Annotated in this window: 19 protein-coding genes; all 19 read right to left on the bottom strand. The window is 35.7% G+C overall.

Going from position 1 to position 24,667, the window contains the following annotated elements; translation table 11 throughout:
* Positions 1 to 106 precede the first annotated feature (106 nt).
* Positions 107 to 1,852: an alpha-amylase family glycosyl hydrolase gene (locus DFR80_RS08000; RefSeq protein WP_076544670.1), complete on the bottom strand. Its 1,746-nt coding sequence runs from the start codon at positions 1,850 to 1,852 to the stop codon at positions 107 to 109.
* 23 nt (positions 1,853 to 1,875) lie between these two features.
* Positions 1,876 to 3,222, bottom strand: coding sequence for a glycosyltransferase family 4 protein (locus DFR80_RS07995; RefSeq protein ID WP_076544669.1), 1,347 nt, complete (start codon positions 3,220 to 3,222; stop codon positions 1,876 to 1,878).
* A 13-nt stretch (positions 3,223 to 3,235) separates the two neighbouring features.
* Positions 3,236 to 5,053, bottom strand: coding sequence for a hypothetical protein (locus DFR80_RS07990; RefSeq protein WP_076544668.1), 1,818 nt, complete (start codon positions 5,051 to 5,053; stop codon positions 3,236 to 3,238).
* 33 nt (positions 5,054 to 5,086) lie between these two features.
* The gene (locus DFR80_RS07985) at positions 5,087 to 5,929 is read right to left on the bottom strand and encodes a carbohydrate ABC transporter permease (protein ID WP_076544667.1); all 843 of its coding nucleotides are present in this window, start codon (positions 5,927 to 5,929) and stop codon (positions 5,087 to 5,089) included.
* On the bottom strand, positions 5,923 to 6,789 hold the full coding sequence (locus tag DFR80_RS07980) for a carbohydrate ABC transporter permease (RefSeq protein WP_076544666.1): 867 nt from the start codon (positions 6,787 to 6,789) through the stop codon (positions 5,923 to 5,925). The genes DFR80_RS07985 and DFR80_RS07980 overlap by 7 nt, the downstream gene beginning before the upstream one ends.
* A 90-nt stretch (positions 6,790 to 6,879) precedes the next feature.
* Positions 6,880 to 8,199, bottom strand: coding sequence for an ABC transporter substrate-binding protein (locus DFR80_RS07975; protein WP_084566120.1), 1,320 nt, complete (start codon positions 8,197 to 8,199; stop codon positions 6,880 to 6,882).
* 205 nt (positions 8,200 to 8,404) lie between these two features.
* Positions 8,405 to 9,406: a LacI family DNA-binding transcriptional regulator gene (locus DFR80_RS07970; protein ID WP_076544665.1), complete on the bottom strand. Its 1,002-nt coding sequence runs from the start codon at positions 9,404 to 9,406 to the stop codon at positions 8,405 to 8,407.
* Positions 9,407 to 9,631: 225 nt separating this feature from the next.
* Positions 9,632 to 10,777, bottom strand: a complete 1,146-nt coding sequence (locus DFR80_RS07965) for a Wadjet anti-phage system protein JetD domain-containing protein (protein WP_076544664.1) — start codon at positions 10,775 to 10,777, stop codon at positions 9,632 to 9,634.
* A complete protein-coding gene (locus DFR80_RS07960; protein ID WP_076544663.1) occupies positions 10,749 to 15,233 on the bottom strand; it encodes a hypothetical protein in 4,485 nt (1,494 codons plus the stop codon). Before DFR80_RS07960 ends, DFR80_RS07965 begins: the two co-directional genes overlap by 29 nt.
* Entirely contained in the window at positions 15,211 to 15,996 is a 786-nt protein-coding gene (locus DFR80_RS07955) for a DUF6063 family protein (protein ID WP_076544662.1), read from the bottom strand. The genes DFR80_RS07960 and DFR80_RS07955 overlap by 23 nt, the downstream gene beginning before the upstream one ends.
* Position 15,997: 1 nt before the next feature.
* Positions 15,998 to 17,488, bottom strand: coding sequence for a hypothetical protein (locus tag DFR80_RS07950; protein ID WP_076544661.1), 1,491 nt, complete (start codon positions 17,486 to 17,488; stop codon positions 15,998 to 16,000).
* A gap of 401 nt (positions 17,489 to 17,889) precedes the next feature.
* Positions 17,890 to 18,876: a 3-dehydro-L-gulonate 2-dehydrogenase gene (yiaK, locus tag DFR80_RS07945; protein ID WP_076544660.1), complete on the bottom strand. Its 987-nt coding sequence runs from the start codon at positions 18,874 to 18,876 to the stop codon at positions 17,890 to 17,892.
* Positions 18,877 to 18,902: 26 nt separating this feature from the next.
* Entirely contained in the window at positions 18,903 to 19,796 is an 894-nt protein-coding gene (locus DFR80_RS07940; RefSeq protein ID WP_114489671.1) for a dihydrodipicolinate synthase family protein, read from the bottom strand.
* Between the two features lie 228 nt (positions 19,797 to 20,024).
* Entirely contained in the window at positions 20,025 to 21,044 is a 1,020-nt protein-coding gene (locus DFR80_RS07935) for a LacI family DNA-binding transcriptional regulator (protein ID WP_076544658.1), read from the bottom strand.
* Positions 21,045 to 21,275: 231 nt separating this feature from the next.
* Positions 21,276 to 21,875 carry a nitroreductase family protein gene (locus DFR80_RS07930; protein WP_076544657.1) on the bottom strand — a complete coding sequence of 200 codons (600 nt, stop codon included), beginning with the start codon at positions 21,873 to 21,875 and terminating at the stop codon, positions 21,276 to 21,278.
* Positions 21,876 to 22,018: 143 nt separating this feature from the next.
* Positions 22,019 to 22,645 carry an NAD(P)H:quinone oxidoreductase gene (gene wrbA, locus DFR80_RS07925; protein WP_076544656.1) on the bottom strand — a complete coding sequence of 209 codons (627 nt, stop codon included), beginning with the start codon at positions 22,643 to 22,645 and terminating at the stop codon, positions 22,019 to 22,021.
* A gap of 131 nt (positions 22,646 to 22,776) precedes the next feature.
* Positions 22,777 to 22,968, bottom strand: coding sequence for a DUF2892 domain-containing protein (locus DFR80_RS07920; RefSeq protein WP_076544655.1), 192 nt, complete (start codon positions 22,966 to 22,968; stop codon positions 22,777 to 22,779).
* Positions 22,969 to 23,126: 158 nt separating this feature from the next.
* Positions 23,127 to 23,879, bottom strand: a complete 753-nt coding sequence (locus tag DFR80_RS07915) for an ABC transporter permease (protein WP_076544654.1) — start codon at positions 23,877 to 23,879, stop codon at positions 23,127 to 23,129.
* Positions 23,860 to 24,667: ABC transporter ATP-binding protein (locus DFR80_RS07910; RefSeq protein WP_369862670.1), on the bottom strand; the 808-nt coding region annotated here is incomplete at its 5' end. The genes DFR80_RS07910 and DFR80_RS07915, both read right to left, overlap by 20 nt.

The raw sequence follows: 24,667 nt of genomic DNA, 5'->3' as shown, positions 1-24,667 counted from the left end.
TTAACTGCTTTAATTATACAACAGCCAGTTCTAAAAGCAAAGTTAAAGCCCTACTTTTCAGCAGGGCCAGCTTAAGGAGGTTTATTAAATTGAAAATGTTATTTAATTATTTAAGCCAGGAGATCTGGTAAGGTTCTAAAGTGATTTCGACCTGCTCTTTTTTCAATTCATATTCCTGACCAGATATTAGATCATTTAAGCATTGTTTAGAATCAACAAAAATTTCTCCCGGTAGTTTAACTTCCACTTCTTCAGCAGAAAGATTAGTTAATGCTGTAATCTTCTCACTGCCTTCCCCCCTCTGCAGTGCAAAAATTCTGCTATCTAAATTGAAAATTTCCTGCTGAGCTGCTGGAGAAAAGGCCTGATTACTCTTTCTAATCTGTAAAAGCTTTCTATATTGATCAAAGACCTTTTTTCTAAAAGAACCTTTCTCATTTAACTCTGCTAAAAGTTGATCTCTATCCAGTTTCTCTCTATTGATTCTTCTATTGGCTCCACTTTCTTCTACACCCTCTTGATAGTTTTCAGAACCGAGTAGAGAATGGAGATAAATACCTGGAACTCCCTGCATGGAAAGCATAATTGACTGGGAAGCCATAAACTGAGCTACCTGAGTCTTTAAGTCCTTTTCTTTATCTCTAACTGCATCTACATAAGTCACATTTAACTCATAGGGACTCTTTGAACCATCAGAGTTAGTCTTATAAGAAACGAGACCACCTTTGGCCTTGACTTTATCTACTACTTTTTCAATCTCTTTTTCACTTAAAATACCTTCAACAGGTCTTAAACCTACACCATCATGTGAGGCCAGGAAATTGAAAAAGTAATTGCCCTGATCCAATTCCTCTAATGAATTAGCCCATTCAGTCAGCTTTGTCGAATCTCCTTTTAAAAAGCTGTAAAGCACAAGTGGAGGCAGGGTGAAATTATAGACCATATCTGCTTCATCAACACCATTACCAAAATAACTTATATTTTCCTCATGAGGAACATTAGTCTCCGTTAAAATTAATGTCTCCGGGGCCACAAGCTTAAAAATCTCTTTAAATAACTGAATCACTTTATGAGTTTCAGGGAGGTGAATACAACTTGTTCCAATCTCCTTCCAGAGATAAGCAATAGCATCCAGGCGAATTATCTCTGCTCCCTGAGCAGCATAAAATAAAAGTACTTCTATAATATCAAGCATTAAATCTGTTGACTCATAATTAAGGTCAATCTGATCCGGACTAAAGGTTGTCCAGACGTGTTTTTTACCCGCAGCTGTTTCCACCTCAGTTAAAAGCGGTTTGGCTCTCGGCCTTGTTACATCAGAATAATCAAGTTCTGGATCTGCCTCAATGAAATAATCCTGATATTTACCCTGCTGTTTTTTATACTTTTTAAACCACTCACTCTCTGCAGAAATGTGGTTAATTACAGCATCAAACATTAAAGAAAAGTTTTCTCTAATATCTTCTACATCTGACCACTGACCAAAGTCAGGATTGACCTCCTTATAATCAATAACCGAAAAACCGTCATCAGATGAATAAGGGAAAAATGGCAAAATATGAACTGTACTGATACTTTCTTTTAAGTGATTTTCAAAAAAATTATTTAAGCTCTGCAGTGGGTTCTCATCTTCTGCCTGAATATGATCTCCATAACAGATGACTACACTGTCTTTTTCACTCAGTCTGGCCGCATTTTTATTCTTCTCTCTCAACTCTGGATGTTTTTCGGCAAAATCATGAATAAATGATTCTAATTCAGGGTAAAATTCTTCTGCTGTCTCCTGATCATAAATAAATTTTAATTTCTTTTTCAATATTTCCTTTTTTGATTTTGGAATTTCAAAAACCATCAATATCACTCCAATTTCATTTTTTAACTCTTATCTATATTGAGCTGCTCAAGCAGTTCTTTTAATAATTCTTCTAATCTCTGGTAAGAAAAGTTTTTAGCTGCAGTTTCAAAGTTCTCGTCAACTGCCTTTTTTCTGTAATCACCGGATTTTAAATATTTTAATACCTCTTTAAGTGCAGGCTCATAATTCTCTGTTTCAATTTTAATATAGCCGTCTTCTCGGCGCTGATAATCTCCACCGAGTGAAGCCAGCTTTAAATTATGTTCTTTAATATCGCTTTTAAAGACCGGATATTCTAAAATAACTACCGGCTTTTTGGCAAATAATGCTTCTAAAAGCTGATTACCCCAGCCTTCCTTAATGCTGGTATAAGTAATTAAATCTGAGATTACGTAACTGTCCCAGAGAGAATAAATCTTTTTACCATTTTCTTTTTGTCGCTGGTGAGCAAATAATTCGCCCGCCCATATCAACTCAACATTATCTTTTGCAGCATATTCATCTAAAAAATCTACATACTCTTCATTACCTTCTGTTAATCCCGGCAGTAAAAAAACAACTCTATTTTCATCAGAAAAGCTGCGCCCATCATATAAGGTACCTGCTAGTTCTTCATTCTGTAGTTTGGCAGTAAACTCTATCGCGAGCTCAATTGCCTTCCGCTCAGCAATTCTTGTAGCGTGGAGAACTACTATGTCATCTTCCTTAATTCCAAGTTCTGCTCTTAAATCACTATTGTATTGATCTTCCTGCCAGAGAGGCCCGCTAAAGTCAAAAACATTGGGCACAACTTTAGAATTAAGTCCTTTTCTTTTTTCCAGCTCTCTCTGAGCAATTTTATTAATCACCACATGCTCTATCTCTTCAATCCGGGGAGGAAAATACTCTTCCAATAAATCATCTACAAAACTGCAGACAGGATTGGAATAAAGTTCTCGCTCCCAGTAAAAATCGTGGTGGTGGGCGATTGTATTTAAACCGAGATTTTCAATTACATTTTTAAAGGCAATTGCAGCCGGAAGGTTCCAGCCCAGAGAAAAAATGTTATTGGGAATTAAAAGCTCTATTCCTGCCTCTTTTATCTCTTTTTGCAGTTTTTTTTCAATCACTGCTGCCTCTTTTTTTACTGCAGCTTTAAATTCTCTCTCATTATTATAATCCTCTAATTTACGATAGGCATTATCTACAAATTTTAGATTTTTTTTATCTTTATAAAATAATTCTTCAATATATATTTCAGCTTCTGGAGTACCAGAGATATAAACTACCTCGTGGCCATTTTTTTCTAAAACATGGCGCCACTTATCCATCTCCAGAGACACTCCATCAGTCTGACCTGTGCGAAAATGTGCCAGAGCTATTTTCATTATCAAACCTCCATTACTTAATTTTTATTCTAGTTGTAAAACCATCCAATAATTTTTGATCTTCAACTTTTTCATCATCTAAAATCTGATAATATTCATTCCAGACTTTTTTCTCCAGCAAAAATCTCTGCTGATAATAATTTTGGTCAACTTTATTATAAATATCCTCAAGTCTCTCTGTCAGCTCAGTTAAAAAATCAAGAGCCTGATTTTCATCACTCTCAGCCAGCTGATAAGCTTTTAAAATTGAGCGGTAATAAATTAATAAAACCGGAATCTGACTGATAAAAGCTGCTGTAAAGGGAAATAATTCTTCCCTCAGCCGCTGATAATCATTTAAAATATTCCTAACATAATGAGAAAAAATTATAATCCGCTCATAATCACCTATCAGCTTTGAAATTTTAGAGTTTTTAATCTCTGTTCCGATAAAACTCTTTTTATCGTGCCTCATAATCAGACCATCCTGATGATAATACCTCAAATAGGATGAATCATGCTCTTCAAACAAAACTGAAAGCAGATAGGCCTGGTCCTCAGCTCTGCCGATAAAAGTCGGACAGAAGGGCTTATATTTTTTTAGAGCTTTAATCAAAATACCATTAGTACCACCGGTGACATGGTAGCGTAAAATTGTATCAATTTTAGAATCTGCTCTATACCCCATTTCAGCTGCAGTAGAAATATACTGGGGCTTTGCTTTAAAGAAAATATACTGATCATATTTAAGCTCAGCTTTCGGTCTTTTGATATCCAGCTCATAAATTGATTTTTCAATATCACTGTCATTGACGAGCTGACCGGCAATCATTCCAAGCTCAACTCTTCTTCCCTGACTGTCAACTGCCCGGGCTCCCCAGAGAGGAGATTTGAAATTTTCAAAGGCATAATGGCCTGTTTCTTCTTTCAGCTTCTGCTGGTCAAAAACCTGGTCCAGATCAATTTTAAAAGTAGCTTTTAAATCGGAATTAATATATTTCTGCCACCAGAGGGCCACCGCCTTTAAAAATGAATAATGGCGTCCGTAGCTGCCGGCAGCTCCCACTGTACTTTTAAGATCTGAAGCCTTTATTCCATCACTTATAAAAGGAAGTATAAACTCTTCCAGCAGCTTTTCACTTTCATTTTCAGTAAAGAGATAGATATTTAAGTGCTCAAGCTCAATATTTTCTAACTTGGACTCAATATATTCCCTTGCAATCTTATTAATTGAAGGATGGGTAACAGAAATAGATAAAAGAAGGTCAAGCCTTTGATCTGTCTCAGCTTTAACTGCCTGATTTAAATGTTTAAGTCCATAGATAATTTCATTTTTTTGATCATCAATATCCAGAGGTATCGGATGGTCATAAAAATATTGCTGTTTTTCAGACTCATTCAATTTTTCTCTTAAAGTCGGATTAACTTTATTAAAATCAGCAGGCATTGTTAAGAGAATATTGGAAGCAAATAAAATTTCAGCAAAAGGATCTTCAATCTGATTATCATTTAATTTATTTATTTTTAACTTCCTCTGCTCCCTGAGATTTTCAATTGTTTTTTGAGAATAATTGAGTTTGTGTTCAGGAAAAAAGGCCTCAGCCAGCTCTAAAGAACTGATTTCATCGAGTTTAAGATTTTCAGAATCCAGCCTTTCGAGAAATTTCTCTTTTTCTGCTCCAGCCCTCTTTCTGCTTTTTTGATAAAAGTCAGCTATTTTTTTATAATCCTCAGTTAAATCACTGTTCTCAACTTTATCTTTTAAAATACTGCTCAACAGCTGCTGCAAATCATTTTGGGGAACAGATTCAAGGTAATGATCAATGATTTTTTGATTTAATTTTTTAAACAAAACCTCAGTCCTCCCTGCTTTAAAAATTATAATTTACTCTTTAACTCCACCAAAGGTTAAGCCACCTGTAATAAATCTCTCAACTGAGAGGAATAAAATAATTACCGGAATAGCTGTCAGCACAGATGCAGCCATCATTCTACCCCAGACATAATGCTGTGTATAGAAGAGCTGATTTAAACCGAGCGGCAGTGTTCTTAAGCTGCTGGAGTTGATAAAGACTGAAGCAAATAGATACTCATTCCAGGCAATCATAAAGGCGTAAATAAAGACTGAAACTATAGCTGGAGCTGAAAGTGGTAAAACTATCCTAAATATTACCTCCAGTCTGCTGCAGCCGTCAATAATTGCTGCTTCTTCTATACTTTCAGGTACTGTTCTAAAATAATTTCCCAGCATATATAAGGAAACAGGCAGAGTCTGAACAACGTAGGTAATGACCAGCGAAGTTCTGGTATCAAAAAGCCCTAGTTTACTGATCATCTGAAATAAAGGAATAACCAGTAGAACTCCACCAAACATGTAGACCATTAAAACACCGCGTTGAATAACTGAGCGGCCTGTATATTCAAGTCTGGCAAAACTGTATGAACCAAAAATTGAAATCACTACCCCGATTCCAGCTGAAAAGAAGGCAACAATTAAACTATTTTTAAAGTAATTCAAAAATGGAAAAATATCTGGATTTAAGACACCCTGATAGTGTTCCAGCGTCGGATTATCAGGAATAATTTTAGGTGGTAACTGGGTCTGCTCCTGATTTGGCTTAAAGGATGAACTGATCATTGTTACAAAAGGTATTAAAACAAAAGCCAGTACTAGCATCAGTAATACGACAAATATTATCTTACTTCTCAAGCTATCTTTTCCTACCATTCTAACACCTTCCTTACATAAAAGAGGATGAAACCAAAAACAAAGACAAATAAGATTGCGGAAATAGCTGCTGCTTCACCAAAACTATAGGTAGCAAAAGCCTTTTCGTAAATATAAACTGGTAAAACCTCTACTGAAGATGATAAGAGATAAATCTCTGAAAACTTATAAAAATTCCAGATAGTACGTAAGATTACTAAAGCTCCAATGACAAATTTAAGTTCTGGTAGAGTGATATGTTTAAATTTCTGCCAGCCTGTTGCTCCATCAACTTCAGCTGCCTCATATAAAGTTCCTGAAATTGACTGCAATTCTGCTAAAATCATCAAAAAGGCAAAAGGAAAGTTGCGCCAGATATTAAAAATTATTACTGCAAAGATTGCATAGCGCGGTGATTCAATCCAGTTAATATGCTGGGGCATCAAACTTAAAACATCAACCATAATATAATTAAACATTCCAAAAACAGGATTAAATAAATACTTCCAGCCAAATGCTGCTGAGATTACGGGAGTTACATATGGTAGTAAAATTATTCCTCTAATTAGAGATCTCCCCGGAAATTTTCTATTTAATAAAATTGCTACTCCTAAACCAAGTAAGGTTGTACCCACAACAGTAGTAGAAGTAAAAAGTATAGAAGTTCTAAAAGCTGTCCAGAAATCAACATCAGTTAAAATTTCAATAAAGTGTTTTATCCCTATAAATGTATTTGGTTGAGTTGGATTCATATTAACTTTATGTAAACTCAACCAAAGATTATAGATTACCGGATAAAGTATTAATCCACCAATTGCTAATACTGTTGGCAGGATCAGCCAGTAGCCAAGTTTTGCTTCCTGATCTGTTTTAATCTCCATAACTGCCTCCTTTAATTTTCAACCCTGCTGGTTTGAAACCAGCAGGGTTGATTAAGTTTAAGCTAAAATCAATTATTTTTTTGACAGAAGTTATTCTAGGGCATCTTCCATCTCTTTTTGACCCCATTCAGCTGCTTCTTCTGCTGTCCAGCCACTTTCTGTCATCTTCATAATTGTCTGACCTACAATAAACTGACTTGTAATATTCCCAATTTCAGGGAACACCTTTCCACCTACATAACCAAATTTACCTATACTGTTTAAACCACTGGCTATACGAGCAGACTTATCTCCCCATACCTTTAAAAGTTCATGATCTAAATACTTTGGATCGTTAGCGATAGAAGGACGGACTGCATTCATACCACCTGGAGCCATATGGAGAAAATCAATATAATTTTCACCTGATAATACGAATTCTGCAAAGGCTTTAGCTCCTTCAACTTTTTTCTGATCTTCAGATTTAATAAAGGTAAAGCCTGCAATCTGACCAAATACTGCATCAGACTTATGCTTCATTGTGTTAGCAAAGTTAGTTTTATCTACTAAATTTTTAAGCATTTCTCCCTGTTCACCTTCGTAGCCGGTCGCTCCCAGACCAATATCATCCATAATGTAGGTTGAATACATCATCATTGGAACTCTACCAGCTAAGTAAAGGTCACGCGCGTCACGCCAGCCATTAGGTCCTGGAGGTGTGAATTCTGCTAAACGTTTATAATAATCAAGAGTCTCTACCATTTCTGGAGAATTAAAAATTATATTACCATCTTTATCAAAGATACGCGCATTATTTGATAGTGCATACTGAGTAAAGGTCTGTCTAGCATAGGAATCTTTATCTGTACCAATTACAATTCCATACTTTTGTTCTTCTGGATTATGAAACGCTTTTGCTGCCTTGATAATATTATCCCAGGTTGTTGGTGCTTCCAGACCCTTTTCTTCAAATAGATCTTCACGATACCAGATTCCCTGAACCCAGCCATGGAGAGGAACACCAAAATAACCGCCTTCAGGACTTGCCAGCATTTTCAGAGCGCCATCGTAAATATCATCTTCACCAATATCGCTAACAACATCGTTAACCGCTTCAGTATCAAGCATACCTTCCGCACCAAGTTTAAGAATATTCTCAGCTCCCACCTCAATCATCTGAGGTAGTCGACCTGCTGCCATTCCAGCAGCCAGTTTAGTTGGTATATCATTTTCCTGAACTGTTACCAGCTCAACCTTATATTCATCCTGCTGGGCTTCAAAACGGTCGATTAACTGATTAATTACTTCAACTCTATTTTCCTCTGTTTGAGTTGTCCAGTACTCAAAAGTTGTCTGAGCAAAAGTGTTTCCTGTAAACACAAGTAATAATACCACCATCAGTGAAATTTTAACAATAGTCTTTTTTTGCAATTTTAGCCCTCCTAAGAATTTTTAAATAATTTAATTTAAACTTCATCCCCTTAAAATAAAACTTACCATAATTCTAAATTATCACCTCCAAAATAATTGTCACAATATGTCGGTCAATCGTTTGACCAATTGAGTAAAAAAACTCTTTTTTTATGCTGAACTATAATTTAAAGCCTTAATTAAAAAGCTTTAATTATTTAAGAAATCAAATATTTCTCACGGACTCTCTTTCTATTATTTCACATGGTAAATAAATCTTTCTCTCTTTTAAATCTCTTCCTTCCATAACCTGATATAACATTTCCATCGAATGCCAGCCCAGTTCTTCTTCCGGCTGAGAAACAGTAGTTAATTCTGGGTCACTGGCAAGAGAAATAATATTATTATCAAAGCCAATAACAGAAATATCATCTGGAACTTTTAGACCGGCTTTTTTGATGGCCTTAATTGCGCCAACTCCCATCTGATCACTGGCTGCAAAAACAGCCGTTATTGAATAGTCGCTTTTTAAAATTTCTTCCATCGCCTCAATACCACTCTGAAGCTTAAAATCTCCTTCTACTATTAGATCATCTCTTATTTTTAAACCATTATCTTTTAAAGCCTGTTTATATCCCTGAATTCGATAAAATCCTGATTCTTTATCATCTTTATTACCACTGATCATTGCTATATTATGATGACCAGAATTAATTAAATATTTTACAGCATTATAAGATTCTTTAATATTATCAATATGAACAGAAGGTAAATCTTCTTCTACTTCACGAGCTACAACTACTGTTGGTATTTCAGTTTCTTTTAAAAGATTTTTACAGCTTGCCGGCATCCGCCCGCTGGCAAATAAAATTCCATCAACCTGTTTTTCTTTCAATAAATTTATGTACTTTAATTCTTCTTTCTCATCTCCCCCGGTTGTCGAAATAATCAGGCTGTAATCATATTTGCTGGCAATTTTTTCGATGCCGCTGGCAACCCTAGCGAAATAGGTGTTAGAGAGATCACTGATAATCAAACCAATGGTATGTGTTTTTTTAGTCACCAGACTGCGGGCAATCTGATTTGGTTTATATCCAAGTTCTGCTGCAACTCTAAAAATCTCTTCTCTTGTCTCTTTGCTGGCCTTAGGTATTCCATTTAAAACTCTAGATACTGTTGATTCAGTTACTCCTACTTTTTCCGCAATATCTTTTAATGTAACAGCCATCTTTAAAACCCCATTTAAAAATTTAATAATTACAAAAAATTATTTTTCCAATAGTTTCTCAGTATTATTTTAATTGTCTTACTATTTCGATTTGTCTATATTATAATACTAAATTTTTAATTAGTCAAGCGTTTGACTAAAATTGACCAGAATTTTTTTAATATATATCCTTTTTATTCTTTGCTGCTCCGTACTACTACTCCCGCAGATAAATTTAGAGTTAGTTTAAGTAAAATATTTTTTATAAACTTCTACTGTCACCAATTCTTGCGGCAGCCGAAGATCATTTTCCCAGGCACGTTTTAGCTCGGATCCAAGCTCAGCATATCCTTCAGCTTCAAGTTCAGTCAGCACCTCCACTAAAACCTGCTGATTTTTATTCTGCTGCTTCTGAAAAGGATAAAATCTTTCACTCTTTTCTAAAAGCAGCCGGTAATATTCTCCCAGTAATTTGATTTCAAAATCAGGATAGTTATTATTTAAACTCTTATAAATTGCCAGTCCTTCGGGATCCAGATCACCGGCATAGTAAATATTCAATTCCTCAATTTTCTGCTGACGCTGACGTAAAACTTTTTTAGAATTTTCAAGTTCTCTTCCCTTTTTACCCACTTCTACACCAATCAGCTCCTCCAGAAAGCTAAAACTCCTGATAATTTTCTTACCCTGACCATAGATTACAGTATCAAAATCAAGGTTAAAAATATTCAATCCTGCAGCCAGAGCTTTTTTGGCGCCAATAAAGGCTGAATGGTTTTCCATAATCAAAATATTATTGATCTGATTGGGTTCTAATGTCCAGTAAACAAAAAGGTGATTGTACTGCTGTGCCTTTAAGTCATCCAGACTCAATTTCAAGTTGCTTAAAAGTTTCTTCCCTGCAGCTTGGCTCAAAAACTTCTCATCAGCAAATAATTCCAGGGAACGCTCCTCTCTACTGACCCATTCCCGCTCATTTTTACCGGCTAAAAAATTGGTCAGCTTAAAAAGCTTTTGCTTTAACTCTTCTGTCTGCTGATCAGATCTTTTTAAATAATAGCTGAGGTCAAGCTGGCGGGATAGTTTTAAAATCTCCTTATCAGTCCAACCTGAACTCTGCACTCTGATGAGCTGCCACCGTTTTTTAAGCCGGGGCTGCCGCTGGTTGAAATCTGAACTTTTTATTACTCTAATTTTCTGATCAGCTTCCAACTTTTTTAAAAACTGATAGAGATTCTTATAACCACCAACTGCCTGATAAGCAGAAACACCTCCCAATCTGGATTTAATATAATTTTCTAAATCTATCAAGCAAAAGCGAATCCTGCCTCCAAGCTCATCTTTTTTAAATTTATCAAAAAGTTTAATCCACTTTTGCTCGTCTTTCACCATAGATCACCTGCCCCTGTACTACTCCCCGGTTGCGCTCAGTATCACCAATCTCTAAGGCCCAGAAGACCGGGAAGCGCTCACTTATTTCTGTCTTAATAATCTCTGGCGCAGCAAAAGCGACCAGCTGAAAATTAAGTTTGTCAGCAATTTTAAAGATCGGATCCAGTACATGGGCTGCTGACGCTTTACCAAAAGGATTATCCAGAAAAAGCACTGTCCAGGGATTAGATTTGTCAAAGCGCTGTTTTTTATAATTTAGAAGCATCATCATCATAAAAGCATTGATAGAAAGTGACTGACCACCACTTCCTTCAGGTCCATTACCTTTACCCTGAATCACCGATTCCCAGTCAGAATAGAAATAATCCTGGGGTCTGGCATGTAAAAACTCATTTTTTTCGGTCATTTTATAAACTTGAAGTACCGGGTAGCGGCCGCGCAGAGCTCGGGAGAAAAGTGCTGCATCTCCACAGAATTCTTTAAGTTTATAATCAGGGAGCTGCTCAACATCAATCTCCTCTTTGTTAAATTTATTGATCAACTCTAAAAAATATTCCTTAAGTTCTGAAATTACCTCTTCCTCATCATCAGGCAGCAGATCATCACGACGCAGTCTGACTAAAGGAAAGGCAAAACCCCGCTGATTGTGATAGACCATGTTGCTAATCATTTCCTTCATCGAAGTTATTAACCTCATTACATGAATGGCAGAGCGCTCAGCCCACTGCTGTCTGGCCTCCTCTGCTTCCGTCTTATTGCGATCAATTGTATTCAATTCATTATTAATATATTCTTTAAATGAATTGAGCATCTCAAAGTTGTACTGATAATCACTGGCCCTAAAATTATGCAGCAGTTTTTCATTAATGCTGTTTTTTAATGTATTATTTTCAACTACATCTTTAACATCGTTTTTAAATTTATAAAAATTATCTTCAGTCTTTTCGCGCAGACTTTTAAGCTTATTTTCAATGTTTCGATAGTCATTTTCCCAGCTTTCAATTACTGCTGCTGGAGAATCTTTGAGTTCTTCTTTAATCCCGGCATTAAGTTCCCCCTTTGCTGATTCAAGCTGATAATATTCCAGTTTATTGCTGAGATTATTATAGGTCTGCAGTTTTTCCTGATAATTTAAAATCATTTCTTCCAGTTTGGAGAGATAGTCCTTATTTTCACTCAGTTCTTTTTTAATTTCCAGTTCTTTTATATTTAGTTCTACTTCCTCCCAGTTCTGAACCGAGCGCTGAAAACGCTCTTTTATCTCAGCAGCCTTTTCTTTCAGTTCATTTTCTTTTGTCTCCAGCTGGCCCCTGCGAACTAAGATCACTTCTTTTAAAGTTTGAGCTTGCTGAGTCTGTTTATTAAGCTGTTCTTTAATTTCTTCCAGAGCAGTCTTAAGCTGGCTTTGATTTTTGAAATCATAGTCACGCTCTTCCCAGTCAGCTGCCAGCTGATTTAATTCTGTTTTAGAACTATTAATATCAGTTAAAAGTTTCTGCAGCCCTTCTTCCAGATATTTGAGCTCAGCTGCCTTTTCTTCTTCTTTTTTCTGGAGTGAAATTATTTTTTCGTGATTTTGATAACACCTATGCTGACTAAATTTATACAATTCAGGATACTGTTTTAGAGGGGAAATATTTAATTCTTCCTGATTAAACTCACTCTCAAGTTCAGCCTCCTGCTCACTCAATATTTCATTTAATTTAGCAGCAAAGATCTGATAATCCTGAAACCAGTTCTGAAAATCATTTTCCAGCTGCATTTCCTCTTTCTGATTTCTTTTCTGTGCAGCTTTGTTTTCTTGGAGCAGCCCCTCCAGACGAGCAATTTCATTCAAAGCCTCCTGGTAACGATTTTCTTTGTTTTCTAAATCTCTTCTGGCCTCCAGATAAGCCTCAACCTTTTCCTGATTTTCATTTATTTTTTTAAGCTCTTTTTCTTGATTCTGATATTTCTTATTTAAGCGGCTAATTTTTTCTTCAGAATTTATAATTTTCTGCTCATACTTTTTAATTTCTGTCTGCAGGCTTTGCAGTTCCGATTCTTCTTTTTCAAGCTCAGTTTTTATTTCAGCTGCTGAATCTTCTGTCAGCATAGTTTCTGCCTGATAATTAAGCTGATTTAGATTTTTAAGTTTTCTCTCCAAAATAGAAATAGTTTCTCTGATCTCAGCTTCTTTATTTTTAAGGCCGCTGAACCAGCGTTCAAAATTATTTTTATCTTCAGTAAAATTCTTTTCTTTGCCAGTCAGCAGTTTAAAGGGCAGCTCAGAATCTCCGCCATCCAGCTGATGATTAATAAAGATCGGAACTGCATAGTGAGAAATTTCGTTTAGAGTAATATTTGCTTTAATCTTTTCCCAATCTGACTCATATACTACCACCAGTCCATAAGGGAGCTGAGGATAGTCCTTTAAATATTTTTCGCGATCATCAACCAGTTCAAATAAAAATTGACTGCCGTAATAGACTCTAATATCCAGCTCTTTAATCTGCTGATAGAGCCTTTTCTGCTCCAAACTGGCCACCCAGTATTCTCTGTCATTTAAGTTTAAATCAAGCTGAAGCTCAAACTTATCTGCATTCAGTTCCTGCAGGCTTTCCTTTTTCTCACTAATTAATTTCAATAGTTCATTTTTCTGCTGCTGCAGCCACTGTTTGCTGTAGAATTCTTCAAATTTATCAAGATTTAGACTTTTTAACAGCTGAGCAAAAAGCTGTTCCTCTGCCTGCTGCTGCTTTTTTAATTTTTTACTTAAATTATCAGTTACAATCTTTTTTGAGGCAGCCTCAACTGCAGTCTGCTGCTTTTCTTCCTGCAGATTCTCTTTCTTTAGCTGCTGCAGCTTTAAATCTTCTTCTAGACTTTCCAATTTAGAATTTAATTTTTCTATATTTTTTTTCAGATTCTGCAAAAGATACTCTGGAGTTTCCAGCTCAAGCGGATTAAAAAACTGAGCCAACTTCTCTTTTTCCGCTTCTAAATTTTTCGCTTGATGTTCATATTGAAGCTTTATCTGCTGCTCATCTCTAATTTTCTGCTCCATATTTTTTTCTTTATTTTCTAGTTTTTTAAGTTCCTGTTTTAGATATTTCTGATAAGAATAATAACCAGCAGCTGACTGCTTGATTTTAGCATTTAAATTTTCTATCTCTGCTGCTGTCTGCTCCTTTATTTTTTTAATCTCTGCTTCCAGATCTTTAAAGTCCGATCTTTCTTTTAGCGAATTAATTTTTTCTCTGCTGGCAGCAGCTGCTGCTTCCAGATCTTTCAGTTCTAAATACTTTTTATTCAGCTGAAGCTGTAGTTTTTCTGCTTTCAACTGTTCAAGCTGCTCTTTTAACTGCTGATGTTTTTTCTCATCCTTTTCCTGTTCTGCCTTAAGTTGATCAAAAGACCGCAATTTTTTAACATATTTTAAATTTTCCGCCTCAAAATTAAGCTCTCTGATCCTATTCTCAGTCTTCTCTTTATCACGCTGACTGCGACGAAACTCATTTTCTAAAAAAGTTTTTCTATCTGCAATTCCGCGCAGATAATTATTTCCCCGCTCTCTAATCATAGCTTTAGTTTCTTTAAGCCTGAGACCCTGTTCAGCATTATTTAAAAGAGGATCAACCATCTGAGAGAGAGTTTTTAGATCTTCACGCCGGGATAATAGCTCAGGTAGATTATGGGCAATCTTTACATTATCTACAAAAATATTAAGCAGCGAATTTTTCTCCCGTTCATTATAGTAACTAATACTCTCGCTGACTGCAGGAATAATTAGCTGATCAAAAAGTGCCTTATTATCCTTAGCCTGCGAAAAATATTTTTCCAGGCCTCCCTCACTGCGGTTGATGTTTTTCATAATATCCCACTCAGAGCGGTAAATACCGTGGCTGCTTAAATACTGATAATATTCGGAATTAAGCGGCTCAACTGCAGTTTTTGAATACTTAATAAAATCAGCCCTATTTTGATCGATAAATTCCTCCATCCGCTCATATTCCAGCACCTGATCACTGCTTTTAGTATAAAGGGGAAGATTTGTTAAACTAAAACGGCTCATACCCTGATACTGATGGGTATAGAGAAAGTATTTTAGCCCTACCTTTCCCTCCTCATCATTAGTGCTCTGCTGCTTGTGTGCAGATACACAGATTCCAGTCAAAAGTTTTTTATCATCAGCTCCATCAAGGCTCCATTCCAATCCAACATGGAAGGTATAGGGCTGAAATGATTGATAACGATCATAAAACATTCCCTCAAGCTTATTCCCATTCCGTTTTCCCCAGGCTGTTCCAGGAATCAACAGCTGAAAAATCAGCTGCAGCATTACTCCTTTACCACTCCCATTTTGCAGAGTAAAGAGGCTGTGATCAGATTCCAGGTCAAAGATTGAGTTGCGGTGCTGTTTCTGAAAACCATCATATTTATTTCCTGTAATTCTAATTTTGTTCAGTCTGGGCATGCTCATCTTCCTCCTCTAGCTCGTTTCTGCTTTCTAAAATTAAATCCATAAACTTATTGTAACGTTTCTGGCTGTGGTAAAGCTCATCTAAACGTTCATATAACTCGGCTTTAGGAATCAGCTTTAATTCATCACTCTGATCAATAATCAGACCCTGTTCAGTCAATGGTTTAAGTGCTGTGTTAATAAAGGAAAGTCGATTACCTTTAGTCCTTGTCACATCTACTTTTTCCTCTTTATTAAGTCTGTATTCACTAAATTCTGTCAGCCAGAGCTCAGCTACCTCCTCTACTGCAATTGACCAGTTCTGAGTAAAACTATCCTCTTCCTTTTTGCGTTCCAGCCAGCTCTCTAAAGTTGAGGTCACCAGATCAGAAAGTCGATGATAGGAAATCCCTTCTTCTTCCCAGCGAATCCGGACATGACTTTCCTTATCAACCTCTGCTAAAAAAATTGAAATAATTATATTGGCCAGATAAAAGTAGCGCTTACGTTTCAAACCCGAATACTCCTTTTTCTGCTTCATCTGGGTATAGGAGTTGGCAAAACTCGAACCTCTGGCCTTTGAAACCAGATGCACATTTTTAGCTGTGGAAAAAACTCTCAGTCCGGCTTCTGCTGCCATTGTATTAACTATATTATGTACCTCACTGTTTGTCCTGTACTTTTCTGCCAGGGGATCAGAAACTGAAATAATCTGTTCTTCTAAAAGTTTGAAAAATAATGCTGAACCATTTTCTAGTTCTTCCTGATTAAAGGCCATTTTAATCTTCCTCCAGATAAATTTTATAGGGTGAAATAATAAATTGATCGAGCAGGTTTACTTTTTGGCTGCTGCCTGTAAGCCTTGCCGAAACTTTTCTAGCTTCCAGGTCAGCCAGTTCCGGTTCAGCTTTAAGCAGCTTATTGAATAAAAGCAGCCGTTCATCCAGCCCCGGATATTCTTCTACATTTTTTAATCTAATATCGGTAATAATAAACATCATAAACAGCTCCAAATTAAGCTGCTGGCTGAGCCATTTTTCTTTTTGAGATATACTAAGCTGATTAAGTTCTGTAAGTTCAAATTCTCCCTTTTCTTTTAGTTCAAGAAAAATATCCCGCCAGAGTTCAACAGCCAGTTCCCAGTCAATTTCCCGTTCTGGAGCTGATTCAATCTCCATTACCTCAACCTCTCCTTCACTTTCTTCAAGATAACTATAGAGCTGCTGTTCTGACCAGGCCCAATCCAGAGGAAAAATGAAGTCCTGCTCCGGTGAAAATATGGGATTAAGCATTGTTTCCAGGTCTTCAATCTTTGGCAGCCCTGATTTAAGCACTGTATTCTGCCAAAAATCCTTCTTAAAACTCAAACGTGAGGTCTGCCAGAAAATATCAGGATTTTCCCGTCTCAGCTGCAGTTCTAAGGATAAATTAGAAACTGTCAGTTCTGCCAGATAGTCATGAAGAGCTCGGGCCCGCTCAAGTTCTTCAAATAAGAGTTCTCCTTCTTTTTGATTAGCATCTTCAAAAGTATCCAGTCTATCTCGCCAGACAAAGATGTCACTGAAAACTTTTTTCTCTTCTTTAAACTGTTCTCTAACTTCAGCCTCAGTTCTTCGCCGCCTCTCCTTATAGGCAGAAAAAATCAATCCAGGATTGCGCAAAATATCTTCCCGCCAGTCCTTTTCCTTTTTAATCAGATTGCGAACCCTGGCAATTAAATTGCTGACACTGCCCTTTGCCTCCTTAAAGTTGCCGTTTTTGATTAACTGCAGGGTATAGAACTGTTCTAAATCAAAACCAAATTCCTGCAAGATCTCTCGAGTGATAAAAATAATCTCCTGTGAAATTTCTGAGAGCCTGTAGACAGTACTACCACCTTCCTGCCAGTTTGAAGCTTCCCGGTCAGGAATTAAATAGCGGTATTTAAAATCTTTAAACTCAGCTGAAGTTTCATCGTAAATTTTGACATGAAAATATGACTGCTGTTTGGGATCCCCTGAGTAAAGAACCCCATCCACCAGTCTTTCGACTTCTTCCATATTTATTCTAAGCTGCATTTCCTTTAAAATGTCAGCGGTCAGCTGGATCAAATCACTGCGGCTTCGCTGATCATTGTTATTTATCTCGCGTTTAAAAACCTTAAGCAGCAGGTAAAGGGCAATTTGGTGTGAATATTCGTTTAGTGTCCCTGTATCCATTCCCTGACCCAGTTCTGCTATTGCTTTAGTCTTTTTTAAACGTTCATGTAAACCAGTATTAGCTCTATCCATAAAAACCCTCTCCAATTTAAATAGCTTCTTTCTCACTTAGTAATGAGTTTATCCATTTCTAAGTTACTTATTTTTTAAAATTAACTTACATTAATTATTATTCTATTTAGGAGAGGGTCTTCCTGCTTTTAGAGCAAAATTCACTTCAGTTCATCAACTTCACCTTTAAATATTTTATTTAAGATTAAATCCTCATACTTTTCTACCATTTGATCCAGCATTTTTTTAGCTCCTCTCATCTCAGCTTAACTTTACTCATCTAGCCGTTTTTTTATTGTTGTTCTAATCATATTGAAAGCAGAGTAATATTTCAATGATTTTTAGCCTTATATTGCTGGATACAAGAATTAAAAAAAGCTCAGTCAACTTTTACTTTAGGTTTCTGAGCTTTTTTATTTTAATTATAAACTCTTAATTTTTTCCCAGACTTCCTCATTAACTGGAATTCCTTTTTCTCTGTTCTCCTGTCTTCTCAAATATGTTCTTTCCCCAGGATAGGTCGGTCTTGCTTCAGGATCAACTCTTTCGGCTGAATGAATAGAATCTATTGTTTCTTCGATTCTTTCTTCTTCAATTTTCCCTTCCATATCAAAGACCAAAAAGAGCTGAGAAAGTGCATATTCTCTTTCCTTTTGCCCAATCAAAAATGTATCTAAACCATTTGATAATAAAGAAGCAAATAAATCAAGCATTATTGAAAGTCCGGATCCCTTCCAGTAACCTGTAGGAATCGGCCTTACTGCCTCCAGTATTTCTTTGGGATTAGTAGTTAACTCACCATTTTTATTATAGCCTCCCGGATAGGGAAGTTCTCTGTCATCCATTGCATACTGTTCTAATTTTCCGTATGCATACTGAGAAACCGCCATATCCAGAACTATGTGCTTTTCCTGACGAGGAATTGCCATTACCAGTGGATTATTTCCAATTTTACATTCTTTTGCTCCCCAGGGTGGTAAATTAGGAAGAGTATTGGTAAAGCAAATTGCAGCACAACCGGCTTCCGCCGCCTGCCAGCCAAAAGCACCCCCACGCATCCAGTGATTTGTGTTTCTCAAAGCCATCACAGCAATCCCTTCTTTTTTGGCTTTTTTTATTGCCTTTTCCATCACCAGTTGAGCATTTAAATTACCAGGGCCGAGATGACCATCGTAAATTTCTATATTACCATTTCGATCAACTAATTCTGCTTCGGCTTCAATATCTATATAACCCTGATCTATCATCTCTATAAATCTAGGAAATCTATTTACTCCATGTGATTGAAAACCATCAAGACTGCTGTCAGCAAAGTTTTTAGCTGCTTTTTTAGCCTTTACTTCAGCAAAACCTCTGTTTAAAAGAATCTCTAAAAATTTATCATATAGTTTTGAGTACTCAAGTCTCATCTGAATCCTCCTCTGGATTTTATTAATTATAAATATTTTTCTTCTATTTCCTCTATACTGGTTTTTAATTTTTTCACTTCAGAAGAGCCAATTTTTCCAATAGGTTCTCTACTGTAAGTTGCTTTAAACCCTCTAAACTCAAGCGCCTTTTTATAATAGGCTAAATTACTACCTCCTTTTAAAACACTTCCAATTACTGTAGTAGCCTCCTGCATCTTTCTTGCTGTCTCTAAATCTCCCTGCTGTAGAGATTGATAAAGCTTTACAAAAATTTCTGGAAAAACATTAGAATGACCAGAAACTACTGCCTTTGCTCCGTAGAGAAAAGCTGGATAAGCAAGCAAATCGTTACCCATCACAATCTCAAAATCTTCACTGCTTTGATCAATCAGCTGATAAAGTCTTTCTATATCTCCCATACTATTTTTGATTCCAATAATATTTTTTATCTCTGAGAGCTCAGCGACTGCTGCCGGCAGCAGATCATTAGTAGTATAAGACGGAAGATTATATAAGTAAAGATTTAGTTCTGGTGCTGCCTTCTGGGCCAGCTTCTGATAATATTTAATCATCTGCTGCTGCGAAAAATGATAATAATAAGGTGTTACTGCCCCCAATCCAGCAATATTTAAATTTTTAGCGAAGTCAATCATCTGATAGGCATTTTCCATTTTTAGATCCCCTACATGCATAAAAACTGGAATCTTATCAGAAACATTTTTAACAACAGCTTCAGCCACAGCTTTTCTCTCATCCAGATCCATTAAGAACACTTCTGCTGCTGTTCCTAAGATATAGAGAGAATCAACTCCACTTTTGATTAAAAAATCAAGGTGATCAATTAAAAATTCAAAATCAATTTCTCCATTTTCCTTAAATGGTGTCATTAAAGCAGGTGAAATTCCTTTTAGTCTGTTCATTTTCCATCTCCTCGTTGATTGAAATAAAATTTTGATTTCCTTATTTAAGTTAACATTAGCCTAAATATACTTTTATAAACAATTACTTTAAATCTTATTAATTAAATTATATACTACTTTTAACAATTTAAAAAGAAAAACAGCCTTCAACTAAAGAAGGCTGTTAAATAATTATACTCTTAATAAACAATAAAATCTTACGAATTAAAGTCTTTTGATACTAAAGATTTATTCTTGCTTTTCCAACTTTTTGGTTGAATCCCTCACTATCAACTCAGTATCAATAATTTCAGCCTCTATCTTTTCTTGCTGGTTATTAATTAGCTCTAATACCATATCAGCAGCCTCAATTCCCATTTCCTCTTTTTTCTGTCTGACTGTGGTTAGAGCTGGATTTAAATACTGGCTGATTTCAATATCATCAAAACCGACAATGGAAAAATCATCGGGAACATTAAGTCCTGCTTCCTCAATGGCTTTCATAGCTCCCACTGCAATTTCATCACCCATACAAAAAATAGCAGTAGGACGGTTATTCAGCTTTAAAACTTCTTCCATTGCCTGATAACCACCATCAACACTAAACTTACCCTGAATTATCCAGTTATCTTTAACTTCTAGATTTTGAGCTTTCATTTCAGCTTTATAACCTATTAAACGTTTTTGAGTTGGTACTGTTATTTCCTCACCTTCAATAACAGCTATTTTAGTATGTCCAAGCTCTGCCAGATGTCTTACTGCTTTCCGGGCTCCCTCTTCATTATCAGAAATTATATAAGAAGCTTTTTCATCCGAAATATCAAGGTCAATAAATACTGAAGGTATTTTAGCATTTAATAATTCAGACAGTTTTGGATCATCTTTAGGCATCCCCATTAGAATAGCACCATCAACATTGCGAAACTCACACTTTTCTAAATAACTAAACTGGTCTTCCCAGTTAGCAGAAAAGAGAATCATATCATAATTATTTTCCAGCAGTCTTTCTTCAAGTCCTGAGATAATACCTCTAAAGAAAGGATGTTTTACACCACTGTCCTGATGATCTTTAAAAAAAAGTCCAACTAAAAACGACTTATTTGTTCTTAAAGATTGGGCATTTGCATTTGGACGATAATTATTTTCCTTAATTATTCGTAAAACCTTTGCCTTGGTTACTTCCCCAATATCATCGTAACCATTCATAACCTTAGAAACAGTAGCAACTGAAACCCCTGCTTTTTTGGCAATATCTTTAATTGTCAGCATTCAAATCAATCCTTTATTTTGATTACTATATTTCCCCTATTTTCTCTACTTTTTATTTTATCATTAATTTGCTTAAAATTACAGCCTTTTAAAGAGTTTTTGATATTTTGTCGAAGATTATCCGAAATTGATTTCGTTATAAGAAAAAAATCGGCTGCAGCCGGGTAACAAATTTGCCCGTTCTGCTGCCGATATAAATAATCCTATCCTATTCATTTTAATTAAAGTCTTCTATTTATAAACTTCTATTCTTTCTGCTAAAGGTTCATAATCTTTTTCATCCGGCTCTTCGACCGGATTTCCAAATGGCATCTGAGCTACAAATCGCCATTCTTCTGCTACATCCCATTCAGCCTTAACATCCTCTTCTATCAACTCAGTATAATGCTGTAGAGAAGCTCCCAGTCCTTCAGCTTCCAGCATAGTCCAAATATTATACTGAAGCATTCCTGTTGAATGCTCAGACCACCGGGGAAAATTATCACTGTAGAGAGGAAAACGCTGCTGTAAATCCTCTACTATTTCCATATCTTCATAAAATAAAACTGTGCCAAAACCGCTTCGAAAACCATCTATTTTATCTTTTGTTGAATCAAATTCTGACTCTGGTACCACAGGTCTCAAATTTGATTCTACTATATTCCAGAATTTATTATGCTGATCATTAAAAAGAAGAATCACTCGACCTGTCTGAGAATTAAAAGAGGTAGGAGTATATTTTACTGCATGTTTAACTACTTCTTCTATCTTTTCCTCTGAGACTATCTTTTGATCATCTATATTATAGTAACTTCTTCTTTCTTTTACTGCCTGATAAATATCTTTTGCCATCTATAAAACCTCCATTTAATTTTGTGATTTTTATGTAAAAAGCCTGGCTTTTAGAGCCAGGACTTTTTGAGAATATATATTGGAAATCTATTTCATTAACTTAAATTAACCAGTTAAAATTAATTTTACAGCCGCCAAACTAATTATTGAGTCGATTTAATTCCTGCAGCAACTCTAGCTACTCTCTTAGCCAGTCTGCCTGCAACATTTAGATCATCTTCTGTTGGCACTTTACTACCATCACTACCTGCTACTGTAGATGGACCATAGGGAGAACCTCCATGCATATTATCTTTACTTAATTCTGGATTCTGCCCGTAAGTAGAGCCCACAAAAATCATACCAAAGTGGAGCAATGGCAGCATTGAAGATAAAATAGTGCTTTCCTGTCCACCATGGAGTGTGTTAGAACTACTCATGATACCTGTAGCTTTGTCTTCAAGTTTTCCTTCAGCCCATAAACCACCAGCTGTATCAATAAACTGTTTTACCTGGGCTGGCATATTACCAAAACGAGTTGGAATACCCCAGACAATCCCATCAGCCCAATCAAGGTCAGCTAAAGTTACTTCCTCTACATCTGACTGAGCTTCCTGAGCAACCTGGTAAGCATCCTGACCAGACATTGCCTCTCTGGCAGCTTCCAGTTCAGGGATTTTTCTCAATTTAACTTCATAATCTTCATTCTCTTCTGCAGCATTTCTGGCTGCTTTAGCCATTTCAAACATGTGACCATAAGAACTGTAATATGTGATTAATAATTTAGTCATTAATAAAACCTCCTGTTTAAACTATCAATTCTATTGAATTTATAGATTTATATATCCGAGTTATTTACTCTGAATTATTCTTAAAAAAATTTATATAAATTATCCCTTTTACTAAAAGGGATAATTGATAACTATTTATTCTCTCTGGTATTGATACCAAAAAGTTTATACAATAAACATTTTCCTGAAAGCCCTGTAAAGAGAGGGATAAAGCCCAAAAGTCCAAAATAACGAACATTACCTTCTACAACGAAAAACATTGCCAAGAGCAAAATTCCAACAATAATTCTAATCCATTTATCAGTCTGACCTACATTTTTCATAAATATTTCCCCCTTTTTTGATATTGATTTTTATTTACTAATTATAAATTAACATCTTACCAGCTATATTTCTGTATTATTGCTTACAATTTTGTAATTAATTGAACTCAATCGAATTGTTTAAAATAATAATTTTTTTATTTTAAAATTTCACCGGCTTAAAATTTATCTGAAATCTTCTGCCAACTGCAGTACTTATTCTCCAGCCAGTCAATTCCCTTAAATAAAAAATAGCCGAGCAAACTGACTGCAATAATTCCACTATACATCTTTAAATAGTTAACCATAGACCAGCTGTTCATTATATAATAGCCTATTCCATATTTAACAGCAAAATTTTCTGCAAAAAATAAAACAGCAATACTGGTTCCAATAGTAATTCTTAAGGCAGTTAATATCCCCGGTAAAACAGCAGGGAAAACTAAATGACGATAGATATCAATTCTATCCATTCCCAGTGAACGAGCAGATGCAAAATAATTACTATCAATACCTCTTACTCCGTCTCTGGTAGTTACTATAATCTGAAAAATCACTATTACAATCAGCAGTATTATTTTTGAACGATCACCAAGACCAAATAAAAGCATAAAAACTGGCAAAAAAGCAATTTTAGGAATTGGATAGAGCAAATAAATCAAAGGGGATAGAAATTTATCTATTTTTTTATGCATTCCTGTTAAAAGTCCGATACCGACCCCTAAAAAAAGAGAAATAGCTACTGCAACAAAAATCCGATAAAAACTCATTAAAAGGTGGGGAAGAATTTCGCTGCTGAAATTCATCAAAAACACTCTAATTACTGCCCCTGGAGAAGTAATAATTGAGGAATCAACCGTGAAATATAATATATACCAGATCCCAATAATTAAAAGTAGGGCATAAAAACTATTATACTTCTCTTTTTTCATGCTGATTCTCTCCTCCATATTCTAAAGTCATTTGTTTTCTTAGTTTTTTTTGCAGTTCAAAGAATTCTTCTTTTTCCCGTAAATTTTTCTGGCCAAAGTGTGGATTTGATAAAATATTAACTATTTGTCCTTCCCGGATTACTGCAATTTTGTGGCCTAAAAAAGCCGCTTCCGCAATATCATGAGTAACCAGTACAAAAGAAAAATTATCTCTGCTGTGAATTTCTAAAATTAAATTCTGCATTTCTTCTCTGGTTAAAGCATCTAAAGCTGAAAATGGTTCATCCATTAATAATAAATCAGGAGCCAGAACTAAGGATCTCCCAACAGCAACCCGCTGTTTTTGACCTCCACTTAATTCAGCCGGATATTTATTCTTGAATTCAGATATTTTTAACCTTTTTAGAGCCAGATTAACTTTCTTCTCTATTTGTTTTTTAGCACAGCCTCTTATTTTAAGACCTAAAGCCAGATTATGGTAAACTGTTTTCCAGGGAAAGAGACCGTAATCCTGTAAAATTACTCCGGTATTTTCTCTAATACCACTAATCAATTTTGATTTAATTTTAATCTCTCCCTGATCAGCCTGTTCCAACCCGGCGAGAAGATAAAGAAGAGTTGTCTTACCACAACCGGAAGGACCGATTATGGCAAGACTTTCTCCTTCTTCAAGCTGAAAATTAATATTATTAAAAAGACTTTCCCCATTTTTTAAAATAGCAAAAACTATCCGTACTGTCACAAGGGTAAAGAAAGCCTTAAATTCTTTTGTGATCGACGTTTTTTGT

Source organism: Halanaerobium sp. ST460_2HS_T2, assembly GCF_003337665.1.
GTDB classification, from domain to species: domain Bacteria; phylum Bacillota; class Halanaerobiia; order Halanaerobiales; family Halanaerobiaceae; genus Halanaerobium; species Halanaerobium kushneri.
This window is presented reverse-complemented; position numbering and strand designations above follow the sequence as displayed.